General features: G+C 72.1%; 20 protein-coding genes. 7 read left to right on the top strand and 13 right to left on the bottom strand.

The genetic code is table 11. The features are described from left to right. Positions 1-191: 191 nt before the first annotated feature. Complete coding sequence (locus PZB75_RS20055) at positions 192-3,800, bottom strand: protein kinase (RefSeq protein ID WP_275536675.1); 3,609 nt, start codon at positions 3,798-3,800, stop codon at positions 192-194. Positions 3,801-4,005: 205 nt separating this feature from the next. Beyond that, positions 4,006-6,174 carry a serine/threonine-protein kinase gene (locus tag PZB75_RS20050; protein ID WP_275536674.1) on the bottom strand — a complete coding sequence of 723 codons (2,169 nt, stop codon included), beginning with the start codon at positions 6,172-6,174 and terminating at the stop codon, positions 4,006-4,008. Between the two features lie 120 nt (positions 6,175-6,294). Here PZB75_RS20050 and PZB75_RS20045 point away from each other — a divergent pair, with 120 nt between their 5' ends. Beyond that, complete coding sequence (locus PZB75_RS20045) at positions 6,295-7,452, top strand: serine hydrolase domain-containing protein (protein WP_275536673.1); 1,158 nt, start codon at positions 6,295-6,297, stop codon at positions 7,450-7,452. 151 nt (positions 7,453-7,603) lie between these two features. Here the strand turns inward: PZB75_RS20045 and PZB75_RS20040 are convergent, their stop codons facing one another. Next, positions 7,604-9,310, bottom strand: coding sequence for a glycerol-3-phosphate dehydrogenase/oxidase (locus PZB75_RS20040; RefSeq protein ID WP_275536672.1), 1,707 nt, complete (start codon positions 9,308-9,310; stop codon positions 7,604-7,606). Positions 9,311-9,574: 264 nt separating this feature from the next. On the opposite strand from PZB75_RS20040, the gene PZB75_RS20035 reads away from it, so the two are divergent. Continuing rightward, the gene (locus PZB75_RS20035) at positions 9,575-10,837 is read left to right on the top strand and encodes a nucleotide sugar dehydrogenase (protein ID WP_275536671.1); all 1,263 of its coding nucleotides are present in this window, start codon (positions 9,575-9,577) and stop codon (positions 10,835-10,837) included. Between the two features lie 130 nt (positions 10,838-10,967). Then, the gene (locus PZB75_RS20030) at positions 10,968-11,537 is read left to right on the top strand and encodes a hypothetical protein (protein ID WP_275536670.1); all 570 of its coding nucleotides are present in this window, start codon (positions 10,968-10,970) and stop codon (positions 11,535-11,537) included. 127 nt (positions 11,538-11,664) lie between these two features. On the opposite strand, the gene PZB75_RS20025 is transcribed toward PZB75_RS20030, so the two are convergent. The 4 genes from PZB75_RS20025 to PZB75_RS20010 form a co-directional block, all read right to left on the bottom strand. Continuing rightward, positions 11,665-12,789: a GuaB3 family IMP dehydrogenase-related protein gene (locus PZB75_RS20025; protein ID WP_275536669.1), complete on the bottom strand. Its 1,125-nt coding sequence runs from the start codon at positions 12,787-12,789 to the stop codon at positions 11,665-11,667. A 118-nt stretch (positions 12,790-12,907) separates the two neighbouring features. Further along, positions 12,908-14,413, bottom strand: coding sequence for an IMP dehydrogenase (gene guaB, locus PZB75_RS20020; RefSeq protein WP_275536668.1), 1,506 nt, complete (start codon positions 14,411-14,413; stop codon positions 12,908-12,910). Between the two features lie 152 nt (positions 14,414-14,565). Beyond that, positions 14,566-15,141, bottom strand: a complete 576-nt coding sequence (locus PZB75_RS20015) for a sigma-70 family RNA polymerase sigma factor (RefSeq protein WP_275536667.1) — start codon at positions 15,139-15,141, stop codon at positions 14,566-14,568. Positions 15,142-15,476: 335 nt separating this feature from the next. Next, positions 15,477-16,088 carry a response regulator transcription factor gene (locus PZB75_RS20010; RefSeq protein WP_003948568.1) on the bottom strand — a complete coding sequence of 204 codons (612 nt, stop codon included), beginning with the start codon at positions 16,086-16,088 and terminating at the stop codon, positions 15,477-15,479. Positions 16,089-16,501: 413 nt separating this feature from the next. Between PZB75_RS20010 and PZB75_RS20005 the strand changes: the two genes are divergently transcribed. Continuing rightward, a complete protein-coding gene (locus PZB75_RS20005; protein ID WP_275536666.1) occupies positions 16,502-16,837 on the top strand; it encodes a WhiB family transcriptional regulator in 336 nt (111 codons plus the stop codon). 358 nt (positions 16,838-17,195) lie between these two features. On the opposite strand, the gene PZB75_RS20000 is transcribed toward PZB75_RS20005, so the two are convergent. Further along, positions 17,196-18,086, bottom strand: a complete 891-nt coding sequence (locus PZB75_RS20000) for a LysR family transcriptional regulator (RefSeq protein ID WP_275536665.1) — start codon at positions 18,084-18,086, stop codon at positions 17,196-17,198. Between the two features lie 89 nt (positions 18,087-18,175). On the opposite strand from PZB75_RS20000, the gene PZB75_RS19995 reads away from it, so the two are divergent. Both PZB75_RS19995 and PZB75_RS19990 read left to right on the top strand, forming a co-directional pair. Continuing rightward, positions 18,176-18,874, top strand: a complete 699-nt coding sequence (locus PZB75_RS19995) for an MOSC domain-containing protein (RefSeq protein WP_275538778.1) — start codon at positions 18,176-18,178, stop codon at positions 18,872-18,874. A gap of 10 nt (positions 18,875-18,884) precedes the next feature. Beyond that, on the top strand, positions 18,885-19,658 hold the full coding sequence (locus PZB75_RS19990) for an SDR family oxidoreductase (RefSeq protein ID WP_275536664.1): 774 nt from the start codon (positions 18,885-18,887) through the stop codon (positions 19,656-19,658). Positions 19,659-19,860: 202 nt separating this feature from the next. Here the strand turns inward: PZB75_RS19990 and groL are convergent, their stop codons facing one another. From groL to PZB75_RS19975, 3 genes are all read right to left on the bottom strand, one after another. Beyond that, positions 19,861-21,486 (bottom strand): chaperonin GroEL, encoded by a 1,626-nt coding sequence (groL, locus tag PZB75_RS19985; RefSeq protein ID WP_275536663.1) that lies wholly within the window; start codon positions 21,484-21,486, stop codon positions 19,861-19,863. Positions 21,487-21,586: 100 nt separating this feature from the next. After that, positions 21,587-21,895 (bottom strand): co-chaperone GroES, encoded by a 309-nt coding sequence (gene groES, locus PZB75_RS19980; protein WP_018101172.1) that lies wholly within the window; start codon positions 21,893-21,895, stop codon positions 21,587-21,589. A 699-nt stretch (positions 21,896-22,594) separates the two neighbouring features. Next, a complete protein-coding gene (locus PZB75_RS19975) occupies positions 22,595-23,605 on the bottom strand; it encodes a polysaccharide deacetylase family protein (protein WP_275536662.1) in 1,011 nt (336 codons plus the stop codon). 98 nt (positions 23,606-23,703) lie between these two features. Between PZB75_RS19975 and PZB75_RS19970 the strand changes: the two genes are divergently transcribed. After that, positions 23,704-24,951, top strand: a complete 1,248-nt coding sequence (locus PZB75_RS19970; protein ID WP_275536661.1) for a methyltransferase domain-containing protein — start codon at positions 23,704-23,706, stop codon at positions 24,949-24,951. A gap of 179 nt (positions 24,952-25,130) precedes the next feature. Here the strand turns inward: PZB75_RS19970 and PZB75_RS19965 are convergent, their stop codons facing one another. Together PZB75_RS19965 and PZB75_RS19960 are read right to left on the bottom strand one after the other, a co-directional pair. Continuing rightward, on the bottom strand, positions 25,131-25,496 hold the full coding sequence (locus tag PZB75_RS19965; RefSeq protein ID WP_275536660.1) for a hypothetical protein: 366 nt from the start codon (positions 25,494-25,496) through the stop codon (positions 25,131-25,133). Positions 25,497-25,571: 75 nt separating this feature from the next. Beyond that, positions 25,572-26,231 carry a hypothetical protein gene (locus PZB75_RS19960; RefSeq protein WP_275536659.1) on the bottom strand — a complete coding sequence of 220 codons (660 nt, stop codon included), beginning with the start codon at positions 26,229-26,231 and terminating at the stop codon, positions 25,572-25,574. Between the last annotated feature and the right edge of the window lie 242 nt (positions 26,232-26,473).

Here is a 26,473-nt window from a genome sequence, read left to right as displayed (position 1 = left end):
ACCTCGCACCGCGCACGAGACCGCACTGTGATGCTTGTCGCTCCCGCCCCGGGACGCCCGCGAACGGGCCCCGACCGCCCGACCACCCGGCCCGGACACCTGCCGCCGGGGGCCCGGCCGTCCGCCGCCCGGCCCGGTCGGCCGCCTTCGGTTCGGCCGCCCCCCGGGGCCGGACCGGTGGTCAGATGCGGTCAGGAGGCGGCCCGGTAGGACGCGACGGCCTGTTCGTAGATGTCGGTGACCTTGTCGCGCTGGTCCTCCGGGCCGATGACCTGGAGGACGTGGTAGCGGCCGTCGACGATCATGGCGAGGTTGCGCACGAACACCTCACGGCCCGAACCGTCCTGCCAGGTGTACTGCCCCTCCGCCATGACCCGCCCGCCGACGTCGGTCCGGCGCAGACCGCTCGCCGAGGACCACGACGAGTCCCGGAACGGCTTCAACTCCGGTTCCCTGTCCCGCTGGTAGTCCAGGGGGTCGGAGCCGTTCGCCTTGACCGTGTCCCGCCCCGGCACGATCAGCAGGGTGAATCCGTCACTGCCGTAACGCACCTGACGGTCCGTGGTGACCGCACTGCGCTGCCAGTCCTTGAGCACACCGACCTCGAACCCCTCCGCGTCCTTGCGCAGCGCGTAGTCCGGCGGGAGGGCGACCGCCGAGCGGCTGGTCTGCGGCTTGGACGCGCCGGGGGACGACGACTTCCGGCCGGGCGCGGGAGACGCGGGTGACGCCTCGGGGGGCGCGGCGGACGCCGACGCCGACGCCGACGGACGGGTGGAGCCGGTGTTCCTGGAGCCGTCGTCCGTGCCGGGGCCGGACTTCGGCATGAACAGCATGGCGTATCCGACGGCCCCGACCAGGAGCAGCAGGATGAGCAACAGCAGAATCCGGCCCAGACTGCGGGGGGCCTTCCGCTCGCCCGGCCTCGGGCGCGACGGCTGCCGTAGCGCCTTCGGGCCCTTGGGCTCACGCGGTGGCTTCGGCGCGCGCCCGGCCCTCGGCTCGCGCGGCGGTTCCGCGAACCGCGGCTCGGCACGCTTGGAGTGGCGGTGGCGGCCCTGCGCCGCGCCACGACCACGGCGTCTGCGGACCAGTTCACCCCTGCGGCGGACGATGGGCAGCCGGGCCTCGTCGAGGGACGGCACCGGTATCACGTCGGTGCCCGCCTCGGGCTCCGGTGCCGACCGGACGAGGGAGCGGAGCCAGCCCCGCAGCTCCTCGAAGTCGGGCCGTTCGGTCGGGTCCTGACGCAGCAGCGACTCGACGACGGGGCGCAGCGCACCGCACTCCTCGGCGAAGGCGGGCGGTTCACCGCACACCATCTGGACGAGTTCGGCCGCGTTCTCCTCGGGGTAGGGGGCATGGCCCTGGACGGCCCGGTAGAGCAGTGCGCCCAGGGCCCAGAGGTCGGTGGAGGGGCCGATGGGCGGGGCCAGCTGCCAGTTCTCGTGGACCGGTCCCGCCTGTTCGGGTGCCCAGCGTTCGGTGACCGCGCCGACGACGGCGATCCGGGCCTGCCGGGCGCGCTCGGCGGCGAGCGGGGTGTCCGGGCCCCGGTAGGCGGGGGTGCTGGACCTGCCCACCGACACGACCTCGTCCCAGCGGCTGACCGGTGCCGACGGCTCGACGGCCGGCCGGAACTCACGGTCGGCACCCCCGCGCCGGGTGTCGGCGCGCAGGGCGTCCTCGCCGGAGCCGCCGGTGGCGGAGCCGCCCGCGGAGACGGTGCGTCCGTGTCCTCCGTCGTCCCAGGCACCGGCCAGATGGACCCGTCGGCCGGGGGGCGGGCCGGAGCCGCCCGCACCGCCGTACGGGCCTCCGGGGGCGGGCCGGGCGCCTCCGCCGCCGCTGTTGCCGTTGCTGTCGTCGCCGCTGCCGTTGCCGTAAGGGGGGCCGTCGTCCTGGTCGTCGTCCTCGTCGTCGTACGGTTCCTCGCCGTCGTGGCCCCAGGTACCGACGGGCTGCGGCCAGCTGCCGGGCAGCACTCCGGTGTCGTCGTCCTCGGACCAGTTGTCGCCGGGCCGGTTGCCGGTGGCCAGGTCGTCGCCGGTCCGGTCGCCCTCGGCCTGGTCGTACTCCGCCCGACTGCCCTCGACCTGACCGCCGTTGGGCCCCTCGGACGCCTCGGACGCCTCGGACGCCTCGGACCAGCTGTTGTCGGCGCGCTCGGCCGAGGAGTGACCGTCCGCGTGCGGACCATTGCCCTGACCGTCCGCATGACGGCCGTCGTCCTGCCCGCCGCCGTCGTCGTACCGACCGATGCCGTACCGGTCGTTGTGACGCTGATCGTCGTGCCGCCGGTCATCGTGGTGCTGGTCGTCGCGGTGCCGGTCATCACGGTGCTGATCGTCGCGGTGCCGGTCGTCGCTGTGTCCTCCGTATCCCCGGCCGTCGTCGGTCCCGGTGCGCCGGTCGCCGCCGGGCGGCGCGGCGCCGGAATCGGTACCGGAACTGCCACCGGGGGCGCCGCGCCGGTCCGGAGTGCCGTTCTGGATCTCGTTGACGCGGGCGGCGGCGCGGGCACCCGCACGGTAGGCGGCGATGGCCCCGGCGCGCGTGGCCCGGGGCCGGGTCGGGTCGGCCCCGGCGGGGACCGGCAGGCCAGGAGCGGGGACGATGGGGGCCGGGAAGCCGGACACCGGGCCGTGGGACCCGGGAGCCGGAATACCCGCGGCGCGGGGTCCGGTGTCACCCGCTTCCTCGTCCCCGTTCCGGTCCTCATGTCCCGGGTAGGCGGGGTCGCGCGCCGGTCCCTGGGCGGAGGCGGGTGCTGTCGGCCCGTCACCGAGGGCCGCCGCGGCCTCGTCCCGTACGAAACCGGCACCGTCCGGCAGCGCGGGCAGCGCGCGCGGACCGGGCAGTTCCGGCAGGGCCGGCCGTTCGTACGGCTCGGCCGCGGGCGATCCGGCACGGTCCCAGGGGTACGCCCCCGTCGCGGGCGATCCGGCGCCCTCCCAGGCGTACGCCCCGGCGCCGGGCAGACCGTACGGACCGGTCCCGTCCGTCTCACGCGCGTCCGGGTCGTCTCCCCCGGACTCGTCCGCGTCCCGTTCCTCCGCACCCGACCCGGCTTCGAGCATGTCGTGGGAACCGGACACGTCGGTCTCGATCCCGAACGCGTCGGCCTCGGTCCCGGGCGGCACATACGGTCCCGCCGGCCCCGACTCGACGGCCGGCGGGGCGAACTCGCCCTCGATCTCGTCGTCGGGCTGCGGCACCGGCACGTACCCGCACAGCGCCTCCTCCGCCGCTCCGGCCGCCAGGCCGGTGAGCACGACGCGGCCGTCATCGCAGATCAGCACCGTCCGGATGGTGATGTTCCGGTGGGTCCAGCCGTGCGCGTGCAGCACCCGGAGCGCCGTCAGCACGTCGGAGCCGATCTCGGCCGCCCGGTACGGGTTGAGGGGGCGCTCCACCAGCAGCGCGGCCAGCGGACGGGCGTCGACCAGTTCGCTCACTATCCAGAGCGAACCCTCCTCCGCGAACACGTCGAAGACCTGGTCGAGGCGCGGATGGTCGGGCACCTGCGCGGCGGCCTGCGCGGCCTCGATCGCGCGCCGGACGGCGGGGTCCTCGGCCCCGCGCACGGCCCGTGACCGGTCCCGCCCCGGCACGGACGGCGGATCGTCCACGTCGAGGACTTCGGCGTCCACGATCTCCGGTAACGGCACCTGCCTGATGCGGACTTCCTGCCCGCTGTATGTGTCGAAGGCCCGGGTCTCGACCAGTTCGTACTCATCGGACGGGGGCAACGGAAGGCGGTAGCGGTCGGCAAGCACCCGACCCGCGTAGTCGTCCACGACGCCTCCCCGGAGCGCGCTGTCCCCCGCATACGATTGACCGTACGAAGTCGTCGGTCACGGTCACTTACTGTGCGCGCGGCCCACTGTCACGGCTGCGCACGGTCTTCGGTCTCTCACGATACGTGGCAAGTCCTGGTCCCGTCGCCGGGTCACCGGAACCTGTTCCGCCCGGCCGGTCGGGCGGCTCGAACCGGCGCCCGGGTCACACGGTCGGTTCGAAGGTCCTGAACGCGGTCTCGCGCAGCGTCCGGCACTCCGCGCCGTCCCACTCGGCCGCCTTGCAGCTGATCATGATCGAGTAGCCGTGCTTGACGTCCACCTTGAACCCCCTGTTCAGGACGTGGACGCGCTGGCCCTTCTGGTCGCGCTTGAACTCCCAGTCGGCCGCCGTCGGATAGCCGTTGTACTTCACCGGGCCGATGCCGAGGTGCTCGTAGCCGTGGCTGGTGGCGGCGACTCCGCCCATGGCGGCCGTCCAGGCCGCGGCGGCGTCGTCCCTCGGGGAGCCGGTGAAGTCGACCTGGACGCGCGGAAAGCCGCCGTCGGCGTTGTAGATGCCGCCGGAGTTCGAACCGGCGATCGCGTTGCGCGTGAAGCCCTTGGGCAGGGCCATCCGGAAGTGGAACCGCTCGTCGGCCACCTGTGCGTACCCGGCGGGCAGCGCGTCCTTCCCACCCGGCGCCCCGCTCTTCGGCGGGTCGGACGGCTTGCCGGACGCCTTGCCCTGGTCGCCCTGCGGGTCGGTGGCCTTGCCGGTGTCGACGCCTGTGGCCTTCGCGCCGTCACCGCCCGCCGTGGCCCCGGCGGATGACGAGGTGTCCTCCTTGGCCGAGCCGTTCTTGTCGCTGTCATCACCGAGGGTGAGTGCGAGCACGGTGCCCAGCACGGCGAGCACGAGGACACCCGCGATGATCAGCAGGGTGCGCCGGGGCACCACGTCCGTGATCGACGCGCGGGGCGGCTGGGAGCCCGTCGAGGCGGCCGGGCGCGCGGACGGCACGGCTGCGAACCCCGAGGTCTTGACCGCGGGGGACGCCGGAGGACCGGCCACCGACGCGGAGGCGACGGCCGGGGAAGCGGCAGCCGTGGAGGCGGGGGCCGAAGAACCGGCGGCCGGCGGGGTGGCGGCCGGGGAAGCGGCGGCGGGACGCGGCGGAACCGTGGGCACCGGGGGCACGGCGGAAGAAGCCGCGGCGGCCTGTGTACCGGCCGCTGCGGCACCCGCGGCGCCCGCACCGGCAGCACCCGCGGCGACCGCGGGCGTCGGCTTCGCGTTGCGCACCGAACGCAGCGCACCGCGCAACCGGTCCCGCGCGCCGTCCCCGGCCTCCCCGCTCTTCGTCCCGGACGCGACGCCCGGCTTCGGCCCGGATGCGGAACCGGACCTGGAACCGGACCGCGTACCCGGCGCGGCCCCGTTCCGCCCACCGGGCTTCGCCGTGTCCCGGTCCTCGCCGCCGACGAGTCCGGGCAACGCCATGAGCTGGGTCGAGTCGGCCGCCGGGGGCTCGGGGAGCTCCGGGGCGTGGATCACGTCGTTGAGCAACGTCCGCGCGCCCGCGTCGTCGAGCCGCTGCTCGGGGTCCCTGGCCAGCAGGCCGTAGATGACCTCCCCCAGCGGGCCCGCGTTCTTCGGCGGGTCCAGCGGTTCGGTCATGACCGCCGTCAGGGTCGCGATCGCCGACCCCTTGTCGTACGGCGGGCAGCCCTCGACGCTCGCGTACAGCAGTCCGCCGAGCGACCAGAGGTCGGCGGGCGGTCCCGGCTTGTGCCCACGGGCCCGCTCCGGGGAGATGTACGAGGGCGCTCCGACGAGCATCCCGGTCGAGGTGACGGACGGGTCTCCCTCGACCTGCGCGATACCGAAGTCGGTCAGCACGACCCGGCCGTCCTCGGAGATCAGTACGTTGGACGGCTTCACGTCGCGGTGCAGGATGCCCTCGCGGTGGGCCGAACGCAGCACGTCGAGGATGGCCAGACCGACCTCGGCCGCCCGCCTCGGCGTCAGCGTGCCGTCCTCTCGGATGGCCTCGGCGAGCGACTTGCCCTCGATGAGTTCCATGACGATCCACGGCCGGTCGTCGTCGTCCACCACGTCGTAGACCGTCACCGCGCCGTTGTTACGGATACGGGCGATGGCCTTCGCCTCGCGCAGGGTGCGCGTGATGAGCCGGCGCTTCTCGTCCTCGTCGATGGCCGAGGGAAACCGGAGTTCCTTGACCGCCACCGTGCGGCCCAGCGTCTCGTCCACCGCGCGCCAGACCGTGCCCATGCCGCCTCTGCCGAGCACCTCCCCGAGCCGGTACCGCCCCGCGAGAAGACGTCCGTCCTTGTCCCGTTGGGGCTCCCGTGCCTGCTCCGCCTCCGACATGCGTCCCCTCTGCGATCAACCCGCCCTGGCAGAGCGTCCATTGTCCCTCACCCTGGTACCGGTCCTGGTGCCGGGGCCTGGGTCCGTCATGATGTGGCCGTAGGAAGGGAATTCCCCGCCATGCGAACGTTCAGGGCGCTGTACGCCACCCTGCCGGTGTTCACGGTGACCGTTCTGCTGGGGCTCCTCGGTCCCGTCCGTTCCCTCGGTTCCGGAACGGCGAACCTGCCCAGCGAACCACACCTCTCCCCCGCAGCTTCCTACCTTTCCCGCCTCGCCGTCCAGGGCGGCGCCCCGGAAGCGGCGATGCTCACTCACCGCGACTCCCCCGTTCCGCACGACGACTACCGGTCGACGGGTCCCGGCATCGCCCGTGACGACCACTTCCGGGCGGGCAGCGCGACCAAGACGTTCGTGGCCACGGTGGTCCTCCAACTCGTGTGCGAGGGACGGCTTCAGCTGTCGGAGAGCGTCGACCGGTATCTGCCGGGCCTGGTACGCGGGAACGGCAACGACGGGCGTCGGATCACCCTGCGTTCCCTGCTCACGCACACCAGTGGGCTGTACGACTACACCGCCGACACGTCCGCCCGCCCGCTCTCCCCCGGGGCCGCTGTCCGGGCCGCCCTGTCGCACCGGCCTGCCTCCTCCCCGGGTTCCTACGCCTACTCGAACACCAACTACGTCCTGCTGGGCCTGGTCGTCCGCCGGGTCACCGGCCACGACTACGCCACCGAGATCCGCCGACGGGTCCTCATCCCCCTCCGTCTCACCGGCACTTCCTTCCCCGGCGCCCGCACCGGCCTGCCCGAGCCGCACGGCCGTGGCTACTCCCGCGATCCGGCCGACGGAACACTGCGCGACGTCACCGCCTTCGATCCACGCCCGGCGGGCGCGGCGGGCGAACTGATCTCCACGCTCACCGACCTCAGCCGCTTCTACGCCGCGCTCCTCGGCGGCCGGCTCCTGCCGCCCGGCATGCTCGCCACCCTTCTGGACACCGCCCCCACCCACGGGGTGTACGCGATGGGCATCTACCCGCAGAGACTGTCCTGCGGCGTCACCGTGTGGGGGCACAACGGGCACATCGCGGGCAGTTACGTCCGCACCGCCGCCACCCGTGACGGCCACCACGTCCTGACGTTCCGCGTCAATACGGACACCCTGTCCGACGCCTCCCTGGAACCGGCCCTGCTGACCGCCGAGTTCTGCCCGCCGGAAGAACACCCCGGCCGACAGGCCCGACAGCGCCCGGTCCGACAACACCCGACCCGATGACAGCCAGCCCGACAGCACCCGGCCCGACCCGACCGGAAGCCCCTCGCACCGGGAGCGGCACCGGCGCCGTGACCGGGACGGGCCGGGCCCGCCCGACGGACCTCGCCGCTCACGGCGCCGATCCGTCAGACCGCCCTATCAGGCCGCCCCATCAGATCGGCACGATGTCCGGCGCCCCGAGCCGTGCCGCGTCCGCCGTCAGGTCGTCCGGCTGCCGCTGCGACTCCCTTTCGGCCTCCACCCGCTTGCGGTAGTGCTCGACCTCCCGGTCGATCCGGTCGCGGTCCCAGCCCAGCACGGGCGCCATCAGCTCCGCGCAGTCCTGGGCGCTCCGGGTCCCCCGGTCGAAGGTCTCGATCGATATGCGGGTGCGCCGGGTCAGCACGTCGTCGAGGTGGCGCGCCCCCTCGTGCGAGGCCGCGTAGACGATCTCAGCGCGCAGATAGTCGTCGGCCGCGGGCAGTGGCTCGCCCAGCTTCGGGTCCTTCGTGATCAGGTCCAGGAGTTCTTCGGTCATCGAGCCGTACCTGTTGAGGAGATGCTCCACCCGGGCGACATGTATCCCGGTACGGGCCGCCGTCCTGGCCCGCGCGTTCCACAGCGCCCGGTACCCCTCGGCGCCCAGCAGCGGGACGTCCTCCGTGACACAGTCCGCCACCCGCTGGTCCAGCCCGTGCACCGCCTCGTCCACCGCGTCCTTCGCCATCACGCGGTACGTCGTGTACTTGCCGCCCGCGACGACCACGAGCCCGGGCGCCGGGTGCGCCACGGTGTGTTCGCGCGACAGCTTGCTGGTCGCGTCCGACTCACCGGCCAGCAGCGGCCGCAGGCCGGCGTAGACGCCCTGGACGTCGTCCCTGCTCAGCGGGGTGGTCAGCACGGAGTTGACGTGTTCGAGGAGGTAGTCGATGTCGGCGCTGGACGCCGCCGGGTGCGCCTTGTCGAGGTCCCAGTCGGTGTCCGTGGTGCCGATGATCCAGTGCCGGCCCCAGGGGATCACGAACAGCACGGACTTCTCGGTCCGGAGAATCAACCCGGTCGAGGAGTGAATCCGGTCCTTCGGTACGACCAGATGGATGCCCTTGGACGCCCGGACGTGGAACTGTCCGCGTTCACCGATCAGCGCCTGGGTGTCGTCGGTCCACACCCCGGTGGCGTTGACCACCTGTTTGGCCCTGATCTCGTACGTACCGCCGGTGTCGACGTCCTCCACCCGCGCCCCGACGACCCGCTCGCCCTCGCGCAGGAAGCCGGTCACCCGGGCGTTGTTCGCGGTATGCGCCCCGTACCCCGCGGCCGTGCGCACCAGGGTGGTCACATAGCGGGCGTCGTCCATCTGCGCGTCGTAGTACTGCAAGGCACCGACCAGCGCGTCCTTCTTCAGGGCGGGCGCCACCCGCAGCGCCCTGCGGCGGGAGAGGTGCCGGTGCACGGGCAGCCCGCGGCCGTGCCCGGACGACACCGACATCGCGTCGTACAGCGCGACGCCCGATCCCGCGTACAGCCGCTCCCAGCCCTTGTGCTGCAACGGGTACAGGAACGGCACGGGCTTCACCAGATGCGGCGCCAGCCGTTCGAGCAGCAGCCCGCGTTCCTTCAGCGCCTCCCTGACCAGCGAGAAGTCGAGCATTTCGAGATAGCGCAGCCCGCCGTGGATCAGCTTGCTCGACCGGCTCGACGTGCCGGACGCCCAGTCGCGCGCCTCGACCAGACCGGTGGAGAGCCCTCTGGTCACCGCGTCCAGCGCGGTCCCGGCGCCGACCACGCCCGCCCCTACGACGAGCACGTCCAGCTCCCGCTCGGCCATGGCGGCCAGCGCTTCGGCCCGCTCGGCGGGTCCCAGTGTCGCTGTCCTCACTGCTGCCTCCCGGTAGATCGGCGTGGTGGTCCGGCTCGGCCGCCCGACCCGGACCCGGGGACCGGCGGAAGGCCGGATTCCCATGGGTCCACCACTCGATTCTGTCCGCGCTCGCCGACTTCAGCCACCGCCTGTGGACAACACCGGGACGACCGGGCCGCGTAATGCCACAAATCGGTCATATTTAAGCCTAGTCTGACATTGCGCTGTCCACAGCAGTTGCGCTTTCCGACCGGCTCGCTTATGGGAAGGACGGCCTCCGACATGCCCGCAGACCTCGCCGTCATCGGACTCGGCCACCTCGGTCTCCCCCTCGCCCAGGCCGCCGTGGCCGCCGGCGTCCCCACCGTCGGTTACGACACCGACCCCCGGCCGCTAGCCGAACTCTCCGCGGGCCGCACCCCCGTCGAAGGCTCCCTCACCGCCTCCGAGGTCCGCCGCATGCTCTCCGGGGGATTCCGGCCCACCACCGACCCCGCCGATCTCGGCCGGGTCCGCACGGCGGTGATCTGCGCCCCCACCCCCCTCGGCGTCGACCGCACCCTCGACCTCACCGCCGTCGGCGACGCGGCCCGCGCCCTCGCCGCCCGACTGCGCCCGCACACCACCGTCCTGCTGGAGTCAGCGGTGCAGCCGGGCACCACCGAGACCTTCGTGCGCCCCCTCCTCGAAGAGGGCTCCGGACTGCGCGCCGGACGCGACTTCCACCTCGCGTACTCCCCCAGCCGCCTCGACCCCGGCAACCGCACCCACCTCTACGCCAACACCCCCAAGGTCATCGGCGGTCTCACCCCCGCCTGCACCGAGTCCGCCGCCGCGTTCTACGGCCGCCTCACCGACAAGGTCGTACGGGCCCGCGGCCCCCGCGAGGCCGAGATGACGAAGGTCCTGGAGACCAACTTCCGGCACGTCAACATCGCCCTCGTCAACGAGATGGCGGTGCTCTGCCACGACCTCGGCGTCGATCTGTGGGACGTCATCCGGTGCGCCGAGACGAAACCGTTCGGCTTCCAGCCCTTCCGTCCGGGCCCCGGCGTCGGCGGCCACGGCGTCCCGGTGGACCCCGGCTACCTCCCGTACCACAGCCGCACCCCGGGCCACCCGCTGCGGATGGTCTCGCTGGCACAGGAGATCAACGACCGGATGCCGCAGTACGTGATCCAGCGCTGCGCCACTCTCCTCAACGAGCACGGCAAATCCGTCCGGAGCGCCCGCGTCCTCCTGCTCGGCGTCAGCTACAAACCCGACCTCGCCGATCAGGAGGCCGCCCCCGCGCGGGAGATCGCCACCCGGCTGATGGACATGGGCGCCCAGATCGGCTACCACGACCCGCACGTCCTGGACTGGCGGGTACGCGAACTGCCGGTCCCGCGCGCCGATTCGCTGTACGAGGCGGCGGCGAACGCGGATCTGACGATCCTGCTCCAGCACCACCGCACGTACGACCTCCAGGGCCTCGCGGTGAAGGCGCAGCTCCTCCTGGACACCCGGGGCGCGACCCCGGCGGGGGCCGCGCACCGGCTGTGACGAGTGGTCCCCGCACCGTGCCGTGACCGGGTTGTGGCCAGGATTCCGGTGGGACATGTCAGACCGGACTGTTAGCCTGCGGCGTCACTTCTCGCACAGCCGTGCGCATTCGACCCAGGGGGAAACCACCATGAGCCAGCCCGTGCCGCCGCCGAACCAGCCCCAGCCGCAGGAGTCCTACGGCGCCCCGACCGGCAACCCGTTCGCGGCCCAGCAGGGGCAGCCCGGTCAGCCCGGCGTGCCCGGTCAGCCCGGCCAGTTCGGCGGGCCCGTGCCGTTCGCGCCCGCCCCCGCGCCGGCCCGCGACAACATCGCGCTCGGCCTGGTGACCGCCCTCGTCGCGGCGGTCGTCGGCGCGATCCTCTACGGCGTCATCGGCGGCGCCATCGAGCGGGAGATCGGTTACCTCGCCATCGGCGTCGGCTTCCTCGTCGGTTTCGCGTCCGCCAAGGTCGGCGGCCCCAAGCCGGTCCTGCCCGTCGTCGGCGCCGTCCTGTCGCTGGGCGCCGTCTACCTCGGCCAGCTGATCGCCATCTCGATGGTCGTGTCGGACAAGCTGAGCGTCTCCTTCACGGACATCTTCTTCGACAGGTTCAGCGCCGTCACCGACGCCTGGAGCGAGTCGGCGGACGTCAAGACGTACATCTTCCTGGTCCTGGGCGCGGCCGCCGCCTTCGCCGGAGCCAAGAAGGCCGCGTAGCACCGCTCAGCCGCTGTCCCGGCCCGCGCCCCACGGGGAAATGAGGGCGCGACGGGAGCGGGAGCGCACGACGGGAGGGCCAGGACCGTTCCCCGGTCCTGGCACTCCCGTCGTGTCACGGCGTGACTCAGCGGCTGTGCTGCGAGTCCCCCACCGTGACCTCGACCCGCTGGAACTCCTTGAGGTCGCTGTAGCCCGTCGTCGCCATCGCCCGGCGCAGCGCGCCGAAGATGTTCATCGAGCCGTCGGGGGTGTGCGAGGGGCCCGTCAGGACCTCCTCCGTCGTGCCGACCCCGCCCAGGTCCACCAGCTTGCCACGCGGCAGCTCCTCGTGGACGGCCTCCATGCCCCAGTGCCGGCCGCGGCCCGGCGCGTCCGTGGCGCGGGCCAGCGGGGAGCCCATCATGACGGCGTCCGCACCACAGGCGATGGCCTTGGGCAGGTCGCCGGACCAGCCGACCCCGCCGTCCGCGATGACGTGGACGTACCGGCCACCGGACTCGTCCATGTAGTCGCGGCGGGCCCCGGCCACATCGGCGACCGCGGTCGCCATCGGGACCTGGATGCCCATCACGTTGCGCGTGGTGTGCGCGGCGCCGCCGCCGAAGCCGACGAGGACACCGGCCGCGCCCGTGCGCATCAGGTGCAGGGCGGCGGTGTAGGTGGCGCAGCCGCCCACGATCACCGGGACGTCCAGCTCGTAGATGAACTGCTTGAGGTTCAGCGGCTCGGCCGCGCCCGAGACGTGCTCGGCGGAGACCGTCGTACCCCGGATGACGAAGATGTCCACACCCGCGTCGACGACGGCCTTGGAGAACTCCGCGGTGCGCTGCGGGGAGAGCGCGGCGGCGGTGACGACTCCGGAGTCGCGCACCTCCTTGATGCGCTGCCCGATCAGCTCCTCCCGGATCGGCGCGGCGTAGATCTCCTGGAGGCGACGGGTCGCCTTCTCGGCGGGCATCTCCGCGATCTCGTCGAGCAGCGGCTGCGGGTCGGTGTGCCGGGTCCAGAGACCTTCGAGGTTGAGGACGCCGAGACCGCCCAGCTCACCGATGCGGATCGCGGTCCGCGGGGAGACCACCGAGTCCATGGGGGCGGCCAGGAACGGCAGCTCGAAGCGGTAGGCATCGATCTGCCAGGCGATCGAGACCTCCTTCGGGTCGCGGGTGCGACGGCTCGGCACGACGGCGATGTCGTCGAATGCGTACGCCCTGCGGCCGCGCTTGCCGCGCCCGATCTCGATCTCAGTCACGATGGTGTGGCCTTTCAGTTTCCCTCGGCGCTGCTGTCTGCCGAGTCCAGTATCCCCGACACACGTGCGAGGGGCGGCCCCGGGAATCCCGGGGCCGCCCCTCGCACGACGGGTGCGGTTACTTCCTGCTGTAGTTCGGCGCCTCGACGGTCATCTGGATGTCGTGCGGGTGGCTCTCCTTGAGTCCCGCCGACGTGATCCGTACGAACCGTCCGTTGTCCTGGAGCTCCGGCACGGTCCGGCCGCCGACGTAGAACATCGACTGGCGCAGTCCGCCGGTGAGCTGGTGGACCACCTGGGAGAGCGGGCCGCGGTACGGGACCTGGCCCTCGATGCCCTCGGGCACCAGCTTCTCGTCGGAGGCGACGCCCTCCTGGAAGTACCGGTCCTTGGAGAACGACTTGCGGTCGCCGCGGCTCTGCATCGCGCCCAGCGAACCCATGCCGCGGTACGACTTGAACTGCTTGCCGTTGATGAACTGGAGCTCGCCCGGGGACTCCTCACAGCCCGCGAGCAGCGAGCCGAGCATCACGGCGTCCGCGCCGGCCACCAGGGCCTTGGCGATGTCACCGGAGTACTGGAGGCCGCCGTCGCCGATGACCGGGACCCCGGCCGCCTTCGCGGCGAGCGCGGCCTCGTAGATGGCGGTGACCTGGGGGACGCCGATACCGGCGACCACCCGGGTCGTACAGATGGAGCCGGGTCCGACGCCGACCTTGACGGCGTCGGCGCCCGAGTCGATCAGCATCTGGGCGCCGTCGCGGGTGGCGATGTTGCCGCCGATGACGTCGATGCCCGAGGTGTTCGACTTGACCTTGGCGACCATGTCGCCGACCAGCCGCGAGTGGCCATGGGCGGTGTCGACGACGATGAAGTCGACGCCCGCCTCGACGAGCGCCTGCGCCCGCTCGAAGGCGTCGCCCGCGACGCCGACGGCGGCGCCGACCAGGAGCCGGCCTTCCTTGTCCTTGGCCGCGTGCGGGTACTTCTCCGCCTTGACGAAGTCCTTGACGGTGATGAGGCCCTTGAGCACCCCGGCGTCGTCGACGAGGGGCAGCTTCTCGATCTTGTGGCGGCGCAGCAGCTCCATGGCGTCCACGCCGGAGATGCCGACCTTGCCGGTGACCAGCGGCATCGGGGTCATGACCTCACGCACCTGGCGCGTGCGGTCCGACTCGAAGGCCATGTCGCGGTTGGTGACGATGCCGAGCAGCCTGCCGCCCTGGTCGGTGACCGGGACGCCGCTGATGCGGAACTTGGCGCACAGCTCGTCGGCGTCGCGCAGCGTCGCGTCCGGGTGCACCGTGATCGGGTCGGTGACCATGCCGGACTCGGAGCGCTTCACCAGGTCGACCTGGTTGGCCTGGTCGGCGATGGAGAGGTTGCGGTGCAGCACGCCCGCGCCGCCCTGCCGGGCCATGGCGATCGCCATGCGCGACTCGGTTACCTTGTCCATCGCCGCGGAGAGCAGCGGGATGTTCACCCGTACGTTCTTGGAGATGCGCGAAGAGGTGTCGATCTGGTCGGGCGCCATGTCGGACGCGCCTGGCAGCAGCAGCACGTCGTCGTATGTCAGCCCGAGCGTCGCGAATTTCTCGGGCACTCCGTCGACGTTTGCAGTCATGACACCTTCCCCAAATGGCCTTGATCGGTGCGGACGTCCATGCTAACGGCCTTCGGGAGCGTCTCATTCCACGGGCAGGGTCAGCCGGAGGTTCTGTAGCTTCGTACGGATCGCGCGCACGGCCCGGCCGGGCCGTGCTCCTGACGTGGTTTCTACTGCTCGGCGAGGGCGCGGAGTCTGCTGAGCGCCCGGTGCTGGGCGACCCGGACCGCGCCGGGCGACATCCCGAGCATCTGTCCGGTCTCCTCGGCGGTCAGCCCGACCGCGACCCGCAGGACCAGCAGCTCGCGCTGGTTCTCCGGGAGGTTGGCGAGGAGCTTCTTGGCCCAGGCCGCGTCGCTGCTGAGCAGCGCGCGCTCCTCCGGGCCGAGCGAGTCGTCCGGCCGTTCCGGCATCTCGTCGGAGGGTACGGCCGTGGACCCCGGATGCCGCATGGCGGCCCGTTGGAGGTCGGCGACCTTGTGTCCGGCGATGGCGAAGACGAACGCCTCGAAGGGCCTGCCGGTGTCCTTGTACCGGGGCAGCGCCATCAGCACCGCGACGCAGACTTCCTGCGCCAGGTCCTCCACGAAGTGACGGGCGTCACCCGGCAGCCGGTTCAGTCGGGACCTGCAGTAGCGCAGGGCCAGAGGGTGGACGTGCGCGAGCAGATCGTGGGTCGCCTGCGCGTCGCCGTCGACGGCGCGGTGCACCAGGCCACCGATCACCGTCGTCTCGTCGTCACGCATCGGACCATGGTGCCTCGGCGCCGGCTCATCCGCGGCACCGCGTCCGTAGTTGTGCACCGAAGCGTTATGAGCGGGTGCGCCGGGTGTCATGTCCTGCGCCCTCCCCTTCCGCTCGACCGAATCGTTCCCAGGGAACTCCACATGTCAAGGATGCGGCATCCCCCGCGAAGCGTCACACCTCGCTGGTCCGGATGCCCGGGGACGGCGTTCGGCGCCTCACTCCGCCCGGTCGCCCGCCCCGTCCGCAGGGGGGCGGACGGGGGCTCGGTCCACCACCGGACGCCACCCTCGGGGGGCAGGGCGCGCAGGTCGTGCCGTCACCCTGACGGCACGGTCTAACGCACCAGCCCCCAGCGGAAGCCGAGCGCCACGGCGTGCGCCCGGTCCGAGGCGCCGAGCTTCTTGAACAGCCGCCTGGCGTGGGTCTTCACCGTGTCCTCGGAGAGGAACAGCTCGCGCCCGATCTCCGCGTTGGAGCGGCCGTGGCTCATCCCTTCGAGCACCTGGATCTCCCGCGCGGTGAGGGTGGGGGCCGCCCCCATCTCGGCGGACCGGAGCCGGCGCGGGGCGAGCCGCCAGGTCGGGTCGGCCAGTGCCTGGGTGACGGTCGCCCGCAGTTCGGCGCGGGAGGCGTCCTTGTGCAGATATCCGCGGGCCCCGGCGGCGACCGCGAGCGCGACCCCGTCCAGGTCCTCGGCGACGGTCAGCATGATGATCCGGGCACCGGGATCGGCGGAGAGCAGCCGCCGGACTGTCTCGACCCCCCCGAGGCCGGGCATGCGTACGTCCATGAGAATCAGATCCGAGCGGTCGGCACCCCAGCGGCGGAGGACTTCCTCGCCGTTGGCCGCCGTCGTCACGCGCTCGACACCGGGCACGGTCGCTACCGCGCGGCGGAGCGCCTCTCGGGCAAGCGGGGAGTCGTCGCAGACGAGGACGGATGTCATGACCGCCCTCCGCAGCTGATGTGCGTCACCTTGAGCCTCCAGGCTGTGTACAAGTCGTCACCTGTGCGGTTGACACTCTCGGACATCTGCCCGAGGGCTTTTTCCACCAACCGCCTCCGCACTCTCAACGACGGTCACTCGAAAGAGTTACGGGTAGGTCCGCCGGGTTCGGCACTCTACGTGAGGGACCGCCTACGGAGGAGAGTGGCGCGGATCATCCAATCGTCAACAGAACCTTCCCAAGGAAATTTACCCCATTTGGCGGGTTTTCTTTCCTTTCTGTAGTGTCTGAGGCTAAATTCGCAAACAGTCATATTTACATCTACTTACACCGTAGTTGTACGGTCATGGCGAGGCTCAAAGGACGGCCTGCGGGCCGTCTCCGACTCAGCACGGTTTCGAGGGGACTAGCAATGGCAGACTTTTCCCGCCTTCCCGGACCCAACGCCGACCTGTGGGACTGGCAGCTGCTCGCCGCCTGCCGAGGGGTCGACAGCTCACTCTTCTTCCACCCCGAGGGTGAACGCGGCGCCGCGCGCAGCGCGCGCGAGAACTCGGCGAAAGAGGTCTGTATGCGGTGCCCCGTACGCGCCGAGTGCGCGGCGCACGCGCTCGCCGTGCGGGAGCCCTACGGCGTGTGGGGCGGCCTGACCGAGGACGAACGCGAGGAGCTGATGGGCCGGGCCCGCAACCGGGCGATCGCGGCCTCGGCGCCTTCCGGGGTGGCCGTCGCGTCGGGTCACGGCTGACCCGTACGCCTCACAGGCAACCGAAGAAACGTTCCTGCGGGATCTGTCGCGAACCGTTCTTCCTCCGGGGCTGCAGGGACCGCCACAACCCGTTCCTGCGGGTTCCGGTGGCCCGGCCGGCTCACGTACGCCATGCCGCGCCTCCGCCCGGCCGCGCCCGCCCCACGTGAAGTAACGGGGATGAGGGCCGAAGGACGATCCATCGCGCCCCGGCCGCGCCCTGCCCGGCCCACTTCGCGAAGCACGAGAAGCGAAGTACGGGATACGGGGCGAAGGACGAGGGCCGATGCGCCGCGTATCCCTGTCCGGGAGCAGCGGGCCCCGGACCGCCCACACGTCCGCCTCCTCGCCGTCGGCGTCAGCGCGCGGCGGCCTTCTCCAGCCGGTCCAGTGTGGCGGCCACCGCCGGGACCCGGGCCAGGTCCGGGAGGGTGAGCGCGACGATCTCCCGCTCGATGGCCGGTTCCACCATGACCGTGCGCACCCCCTTGGGGCGTACGGACTCGATCGCCAGCTCCGGGAGCACGGCCACCCCGAGGCCCGCCCCCACCAGGCCGGCCACCGCCGGGTAGTCGTCGGTCGCGAAGTCGATGCGGGGCTCGAACCCGGACTCCTCGCAGACCTCGACGAGCTGCCGGCGGCAGCGCGGACAGCCCGCGATCCAGGATTCCTGTGCCAGTTCGGCGATGCCGACGGTGCCCGTGTCCGCCAGCCGGTGATCTTCCGGGACCAGGCCGATCAACCGGTCGGTGAGCAGCGGACGGACGACCAGGTCGTCCCATTCGGTGCCCGTGGAGCCGTACCGGAACGCCAGCGCGATGTCGCAGTCGCCGTCGCGCAGCATCTCGACCGAGCGCGGCGGTTCGGCCTCGACGAGGGAGACCCGGGTGCCGGGGTGGTCGGCGCGCAGGGCGGCGAGGGCGCCGGGGACCAGGGTGGAACTGCCGCTGGGGAAGGAGACGAGCCGCACCCGTCCGGCCCGCAGCCCGGCGATCGCGGCGACCTCCTCCTCGGCGGCGGTGAGCCCGGCGAGGATGCCCGACGCGTGCCGCACCAGGGCCTCACCCGCCTGGGTGAGCCGCATCTCGCGGCCCGTTCGGATCAGCAGCGCGGTGCCGGCGGACGCCTCCAGGGCCTTCATCTGCTGGCTGACGGCAGGCTGCGTACAGCCCAGCTCGCGCGCGGCGGCCGAGAAGGAACCTGAGGTCGACACCGCGCGCAGAACGCGGAGATGACGGGCTTCGATCACCCTTTGAACATAAGCGATGCTTGGGGCGGACGCGAATTTCCGATGAGCAACTTTGAGCCATGGCTCGATAACGTACGGTCATGACGCTCATGAAGGTGCTGACCGTGAACGTGGGCCGCGCACAGGCGGTCGGCCACACCAACGCCCCCGGCGGTCGCACCGGGATCGACAAACGCCCGGCCGACGGGCCCGTACGGGTGGCCGAACCGGGCCCCGAGGGCGTCGGAGGCAGCGGACTGGCCGGGGACGCGGTGTGCGACCTGCGCTTCCACGGCGGCACCCACCAGGCGGTGTACGCCTTCGCCCGCGAAGAACTCGACTTCTGGGAAAGGGAGTTGGGTCGTCCGCTGGCGAACGGCACGTTCGGCGAGAATCTGACCACGAGCGGTCTGGACGTCAGCGGGGCGAGGATCGGCGAGCGCTGGCGGATCGGCCGGGACCTGGTCCTGGAGGTGACCTCCGGCCGCATTCCATGCCGCACGTTCGCGGGTCATCTGGACGAGCCGGGCTGGATGAAGCGGTTCACCGGAAGGGCCGCGCCCGGAGCGTACCTCCGGGTCGTCACGCCGGGCGAGATCCGGGCCGGGGACCCGATCGAGGTCGTGCGGAGGCCGGAGCACGAGGTGACGGTGGCGCTCCAGTTCCGGGCGGTGACGACGGAGCGCGCACTGCTGCCGCGCCTCCTGGCGGCCGAGGAGGCACTGCACCCCGTGCCGCTGCGCAAGGCCCGCGAGTATGTGGCGGGGCCGGCGACGGCCGGGTGGGAGCGGGTCGGATTCGGGCACTAACGTGCCGCGTATGACGACTGCACTGATCACGGGCGCGACCGCGGGCATCGGCGCCGCCTTCGCACGGCGGCTCGCGGCCGACGGACACAATCTGGTGCTGGTGGCGCGCGACACCGAACGGCTCCGGGACCAGGCCACCGAACTGCACGACCGGCACGGCATCGAGGCCGAGGTGCTGACCGCGGACCTCTCCCGGGAGGACGGGACGGCCTCGGTGGAGGCGCGGTTGTCGGACCGTCGGCAGCCGGTCGACCTGCTGGTGAACAACGCGGGTTTCGGCAACAAGGGCCGCTTCCTGGACGTACCGATGGCCGATGAGCTGACGATGCTGAAGGTGCACTGCGAGGCGGTGCTGCGGCTGACCTCGGCCGCCGCGGAGGGGATGAGGGAACGCGGGCGCGGCGGGGTGGTCAATGTGGCCTCGGTCGCGGCGTTCCTGCCACGGGGCACGTACGGGGCGTCCAAGGCGTGGGTGGTGCAGTTCACCCAGGGCGTGGCGAAGGACCTGGCCGGGTCGGGGGTGCGGCTGATGGCGCTGTGCCCAGGTTTCGTCCGGACGGAGTTCCACGAGCGGGCCGGGATGGGTACGGACAACATCCCGGACTGGATGTGGCTCGACGCGGACAAGCTGGTCGCGGCTGCGCTGACGGATCTGGCCCGCGGCCGGACGGTGTCGATCCCGGACGCGCGGTACAAGGTCCTCATGGGGCTGGCGAAGGTGGCGCCCCGCGGGGTGCTCGGCGGTGTGACGTCGAGGACGGGCCGCAAGTACGGCCCCCGGTGAGCCGTGGGTACGGCCCTCGGCGACATGTGGTCCGTGGGTACGGGCGGTACACGAGCCCGCCCCGGACCGGGGAGCGGCGGGAAACGGCCGAGGCCCGGCACCCCCTCCGACGAGGGGGTGCCGGGCCTCGGCCGTCGGCCGTCCCGCCGGGTCCGGGGCGGCGGGCTCGCGTGCCCCGGACCCGGCGGAAGACCGGACCGTGCTAGTGCGAGTGCCCGTGGCCGTGGCCGCCGGCGTCGGCCTCTTCCTCGGCCGGCTTCTCGACGACCAGGGTCTCGGTCGTGAGCAGCAGCGACGCGATGGACGCGGCGTTCTCCAGGGCGGAACGGGTGACCTTGACCGGGTCGATGACGCCGGCCTTGACCAGGTCGCCGTACTCGCCGGTCGCGGCGTTGAAGCCCTGGCCCTTGTCGAGCTCGGCGACCTTCGAGGTGATGACGTAACCCTCAAGGCCGGCGTTCTCGGCGATCCAGCGCAGCGGCTCGACGGCGGCGCGGCGCACGACCGCGACACCGGTGGCCTCGTCGCCGGTCTTGCCGAGGTTGCCCTCCAGGACCTTGACGGCGTGCACCAGAGCGGAGCCACCACCGGAGACGATGCCCTCCTCGACCGCGGCGCGGGTCGCGGAGATGGCGTCCTCCAGACGGTGCTTCTTCTCCTTCAGCTCCACCTCGGTGGCGGCGCCGACCTTGATCACGCACACGCCGCCGGCCAGCTTCGCGAGGCGCTCCTGGAGCTTCTCGCGGTCCCAGTCGGAGTCCGTGGACTCGATCTCGGCCTTGATCTGGTTGACGCGGCCGGTGACGTCGGCGGAGTTGCCGCCGCCGTCGACGATGGTCGTGTCGTCCTTGGAGACCGTGACGCGGCGGGCGGAGCCCAGTACGTCCAGACCGGCCTGGTCGAGCTTGAGGCCGACCTCCTCGGCGATGACGGTCGCGCCCGTGAGGGTGGCGATGTCGCCGAGCATGGCCTTGCGGCGGTCACCGAAGCCGGGGGCCTTCACCGCAACGGCGTTGAAGGTGCCACGGATCTTGTTGACGACCAGGGTCGACAGGGCCTCGCCCTCGACGTCCTCGGCGATGATCAGCAGCGGCTTGGAGCCACCCGCCTGGATGACCTTCTCCAGCAGCGGGAGCAGGTCCTGGATCGAGCCGATCTTGCCCTGGTGGACGAGGATGTACGGGTCGTCGAGGACGGCCTCCATACGCTCCTGGTCGGTCACCATGTACGGGGACAGGTAGCCCTTGTCGAAGGCCATGCCCTCGGTGAAGTCCAGCTCCAGGCCGAAGGTGTTGGACTCCTCGACGGTGATGACACCGTCCTTGCCGACCTTGTCCATCGCCTCGGCGATCAGCTCGCCGACCTGGGTGTCCTGCGCGGAGAGCGCGGCCACGGCGGCGATGTCGGACTTGTCGTCGATCGGGCGGGCGGTCGCGAGGAGTTCCTCGGACACGGCCTTGACGGCGGCGTCGATGCCCTTCTTCAGGGCGGCCGGCGAGGCGCCCGCGGCGACGTTGCGCAGGCCCTCGCGGACGAGCGCCTGGGCCAGCACGGTGGCGGTGGTGGTGCCGTCACCCGCGATGTCGTTGGTCTTGGTCGCCACCTCCTTCACCAGCTGGGCGCCCAGGTTCTCGTACGGGTCGTCGAGCTCGACCTCGCGCGCGATGGTGACACCGTCGTTGGTGATGGTGGGAGCGCCGAACTTCTTGTCGATGACGACGTTGCGGCCCTTGGGGCCGATCGTCACCTTCACCGTGTCGGCAAGCTTGTTGACGCCGCGCTCAAGGGCGCGACGGGCGTCCTCGTCGAACTTCAGAATCTTCGCCATGGGCTGTTTTCTGTCCTCTCAAACGAACTGCGCCCCCGACCACCCGGCTGGATACTTCGCAGGGGGCCAGGGGCGCAGAACAGAAGCAAACGTGGGTGAACTACTTCTCGATGATCGCGAGAACGTCGCGGGCCGAGAGGACGAGGTACTCCTCGCCGTTGTACTTCACCTCGGTGCCGCCGTACTTGCTGTACAGCACGACGTCACCGGTCTTGACGTCGAGCGGCAGACGCTCGCCGTTCTCGAAGCGGCCGGGGCCCACGGCCAGGACGACGCCCTCCTGGGGCTTCTCCTTGGCAGTGTCCGGAATGACCAGGCCGGAGGCCGTGGTCTGCTCGGCGTCGAGCGGCTGGACCACAATGCGGTCCTCGAGCGGCTTGATCGCAACCTTGGAGCTGGCGGTCGACACGATCCGGTCTCCCCCTTCGGAGATCTCACGGGGTTTAACAGTCTTGGGTGGGCGACCAGGGTCGATCCGTCGTCGCGGGTGCCGGACCTGTCCTGTCGCGCAATCCTGCTGGCACTCTCCAGTGGGGAGTGCCAGAAGTGAGACTATGACCGCGGTTAGCACTCGGTCAAGCGGAGTGCCAATTCTCGCGCGTGGCGTCAGTGCCCCCGGTCGGGTGTTCGACCCTGGGTCCGGCTTGCCGTGCGGACCGCCGAGCCGCGTCCGCCCCTGGCCGTCGGCGTCGGCGCGGGCCCCGTGCGGGCTCCCCCCGGCGCGCCGCTCCCGTCTCCGGTACGGCCGTCGCCCCCATGAGGGCAACGCGTGAACCGGCCGGGCCGTTCCGTGCGGTGGTACCGGCACGCCGGGAGCCCCGGCCCGCCCCGGGCCGTCCCGGTCCCGGGACGGCCCGGGTGCGCCTCCTGGGCCGCCCTGCGGGCCAGCCGTTCGATCGGGCCGACCGACTGCGCGCAACCCGCCGTGAGGAGCGCACCGGCCACCAGCAGCCCGGCCAGCAGCCGGTGCGCCCGCCTCATCCGGCGTTCCCCGTGACGGATTCCGTCGTACCGGACGCCCTCGCACCGGCCCCCGTCACGCGGGGCCCTGCCGCACCGGCCCCCCTCGCACCGGATGACCTCGCACCCGATGTCCCCGTGGCGGATCTCATACGTAGTCCTCCAGCTTCGCCACGGCGTAGCCCTTCGCCGTGACGATCTTCATGACCTGCCGGATCAGGTCGGGCATGCTGCCCTTCCACTCGTCGCGCCCGCGGAAGTGGGTGAGGATGATGTCGCCGGGGTGCAGGTCCCGGTCCCACTCCCGGTATTCCATGTGGTCGGGGAACACCTCCTCGGCCCAGAGCGGCACGGCCCTGATCCCGCAGGACTTCGCGATGGTCAGGGTGGCGCGGTTGTAGTTGCCGTAGGGCGGCCGCAGCAGCGTGGGGCGCTTGCCGAACTGCTTCTCGATGATGTCCTGCTGGCCGCAGATCTCACGTTTCTGCGCGGCGTACGAAAGGCCGGGCAGGTAGGGATGGTTGAGGGTGTGGTTGTTGATGGTGACGCCCCGGCGCTGCGCGTCCCGGAAGTAGCCGTAGTTGTCGTTGACCTCGTAGTCGCTGAGGAAGGCGCTGTACGGGATCTGCAACTCCGTCATCATCCGCAGGAGTTCGGGGTCCTTCTCGGCGCCGTCGTCCATCGTCAGGAAGACGATCCGCTCCGTGGTCGGGACGGTGGTGAAGACGGGCGGCAGCGAGGCGTCGTCCTCGACCTCGAAGCCCTTGCGGCTGGTGATGCGGGGCTTCTCCAGGGGCGGGGCGGGGGCGACGAGCGGGGTACCGGCCAGTCCCCACTTCCGGGCCGCCGCGACGCGCGCGGCCTGGGCCCGTTTCATCCTCTCGGCGTACGCGGTGAGGGCGCGGGCGGGGTCCGCCTGCCCGGCCCGGGCGCCGGGACGGGCGGGCGGTGGCTCCACCGCCCGCCCGTCGGCGCCGTTGCTCCCGGCTCCGGCGGCGCATCCGGAGCCCGCCGCGGCGACCAGGAGCGCGGCCAGGACGGAGAGCGCCGGCCGGCGTCGGAGCGTACCCGGCACACGCCGGCCACCCCCCGCACGCCGGCGGGAGCCCGGTCTGTGCCTCTTCATGGCGAATTTATCCTTTTGTCGTACAAGCTGCATGGCGCCGCATCCTGCCAGGGCCGCTCCGTCATTCCGTACCGACACCGCGACCGGGCCCACCCGGTCCCCCGCCTGGCTCACACCGGGGCTGGCCCACAATGGGCCGGGTGAACGCTCTCCCCCCGGCCGGTACGCCCGACGCTCCCGACCCCCTCGCCGCCTTCGCCGCCCTGCGCACCCCCGAGGGGGCGGCGCTCCTGGCCGAGCTGCGGACGCACGACCCCGCCCAGGAGCTGGCCACCGCGACCCGGCTGCGCCGCGCGCACCCGGCCCCGCTCGTCTCCGCGGCGCTGGCCCAGGCGCGGCTGCGGCAGCGGGCGGCGGCGAAGTTCGGCGCCGAGGACGCGTACCGGATGTTCTTCACCCCGAACGGCGTCGAGCAGGCGACCCGCACCTCGGTCGCCGCCCATCGCGCGCGGCGGTTCGCGGAGCAGGGGGTGCGCACGGTGGCGGATCTGTGCTGCGGGATCGGCGGCGACGCGATCGCCCTCGCCCGGGCGGGCATCCGGGTACTGGCCGTGGACCGTGACCCGCTGACCGCCGAGGTGGCACGGGCGAACGCCACCGCACTCGGTCTGGACGGGCTGATCGAGGTGCGGTGCGCCGATGTCACGGAGACCGACACCACCGCGTACGACGCGGTCTTCGTCGACCCGGCCCGGCGCGGCGGGCGCGGCCGGATCTTCGACCCGGAGGCGTACTCGCCGCCGCTGTCCTGGGCGGTCGGCACGGCCCTCGGGGCGCCGCGCGCCGCGCTGAAGATCGCGCCCGGCATCCCGCACGAGGCCATCGCGCCGCAGGCCGAGGCGGAGTGGATCTCGGACGCCGGTGACGTGAAGGAGGCGGTGCTCTGGTTCGGCGAGGGCTTCACACCCGGTTCGTACCGCGCGACCCTGCTCCCGGCACGGGCCGGCCTGTGGGCCGCCGCCCCGCTGCCCGCTCCGCCGGTCGGCCCGGTGGGACGCTATCTGTACGAGCCGGACGGCGCCGTGATCCGGGCCCATCTGGTCGCGGACGTCGTGGAGCGGTGCGGCGGCAGGCTGTTCGACGAGATGATCGCGTACGTCACCAGCGACGAGCCCTACGAGTCCCCGTACGCCACCGGATATCGGATCACCGATCAACTTCCCTTCAACGTGAAGCGGTTGAAGGCCCTGTTGCGGGAGCGCGAGGTGGGCACGCTCACGGTCAAGAAGCGCGGCTCGGCCGTCGAACCGGAGGAGCTGCGCCGCAGGATGAAGCTACGGGGTCCGAATTCGGCCACGGTGTTCCTGACCAGGGTCGCGGACGCGCCGACGATGCTGCTGGGCCACCCGCTGAACGGACCCGGCAGCCTGCCGGTCTGAGGCGGCGGCCGACGGCCGGTGCCCGCGGTCACCGGGTGCGTGCGGGTACGGGCGGGCGGCTACGGGTGAGGGCGGCTACGGGCGCGCGGCGCGCACCGGCTCCGGCGGTCCGTGCGCCGCCCCGGCGGCGGGCCGCCCCGGCGACCGTGCCCGCGAGCGCCGGCCGCACCCGCCCCGGACTACGCCAGGTCCGTCAGCTCGTCCGCGTACACCTGGGAGAGCGGCTGCGGGCCCACGTACTGCTGGCAGTTGCACTGCCCCGACTCGAAGCGGACCGGCTTCTTCTTCTCGTCCCAGGCCGTCGGCACCTCGACCCGCTCATGGCACTTGCCCTGCTTGTCGTGCTTGGCGAGATGGTGCGTGCAGCCGCACACCGGCTCCGGCGGCCGCTGCGCCGCCTCGACGGCCAGCCGCTCCTCCTTGTCCGCCTCCAGCAGCTCAAGCCTGCGCGTGTGCCGGTTGCGCAGGGCGGTACGGACGTTGTCGACCGCCCACCCGAAACCGCCTGTCCAGAACAGGATGAGTACCCACCAGTACCACTCCATGTGCCACCCTCCCCCGTGCGTGGTCCGTTACCCCGCCAGGATAGGCCGGACATCGGCGGGCGGCCCCACGCGGCGTCAGCGGTGGGCGCCGCCCCCGGTGGATATCAGCGGTACGGCCGGCCCGCCGACCAGCACCCGCGCCACCCAACGGCGGTGGGCGAGCGCCCTGACCACGCCTATCAGCCCGGTCAGCCAGGCGATGACCCCGAATCCCATGTCTCGGGCGACCATTCCGTAGGTCTTCTCGCCCGCTTCGGCGCCCGCCGGGACGGTCACGCACAGATACAGCCCGAGCGCGCACAGGGCGTACGAGGACAGCAGCCGGACGAGGCCGACCCGGTGGGCGTGGAAGGCCGTGTCGGCCTCCGGGTCCCGGTCCAACCCACCCCAGTCGTCCAGGAGTTGCCGGACCTCGCGGTCCTCGCGCAGACCGGCCACCACGAAGGCGACCGACGGCACCATGAAGCAGGCGCCGAGCCCGACACAGATCAGCCCGAGGCTGATGGTGATGATGTCGTACGACTCCTCCAGCGAGACGATCGCCGTCCCCACCAGCGACCAGCCGAGCGCGCACAGCGCGGCCGACAGCCACAGCGTCCAGAGCCGCCCCGCCCCCACGTACATTCTGACCAACTCCCGCAGCACGACCGCCCGGTCGGTGAGCAGCGCCTCCCGGTCGGGCCAGGAACGGATGCCCACGGGCGGCGGAGGCGGCGGCAGTGGTCGGCGAGACATGGGCAGAGACTACCGACCGCGCCACCGGCCGCTTTTCCCCTCCCGGACCTTCGCGGCAACCATGGCTCGCATCCGGCGGGCGCCCGGCGGGCGTTCGTGGGGCATTCGGCGCGGACGCGGCCGACGGAGGTGCGGGGGCGGCGCGCGGCCGGGGCAGCGGTCGCCGGACCCGGCCGCCCCGTCCGCGCTCATGCGTCGCGCCCCTTCCTCGCCCGTACGCCGGACTCGCCCGCACGCCAGGC

Origin of the sequence: Streptomyces sp. AM 4-1-1 (genome assembly GCF_029167625.1) — a bacterium.
Classification (GTDB): domain Bacteria; phylum Actinomycetota; class Actinomycetes; order Streptomycetales; family Streptomycetaceae; genus Streptomyces.
Note: the sequence above shows the minus strand (reverse complement) of the source record. Positions and strands in the feature narration are given on the sequence as shown.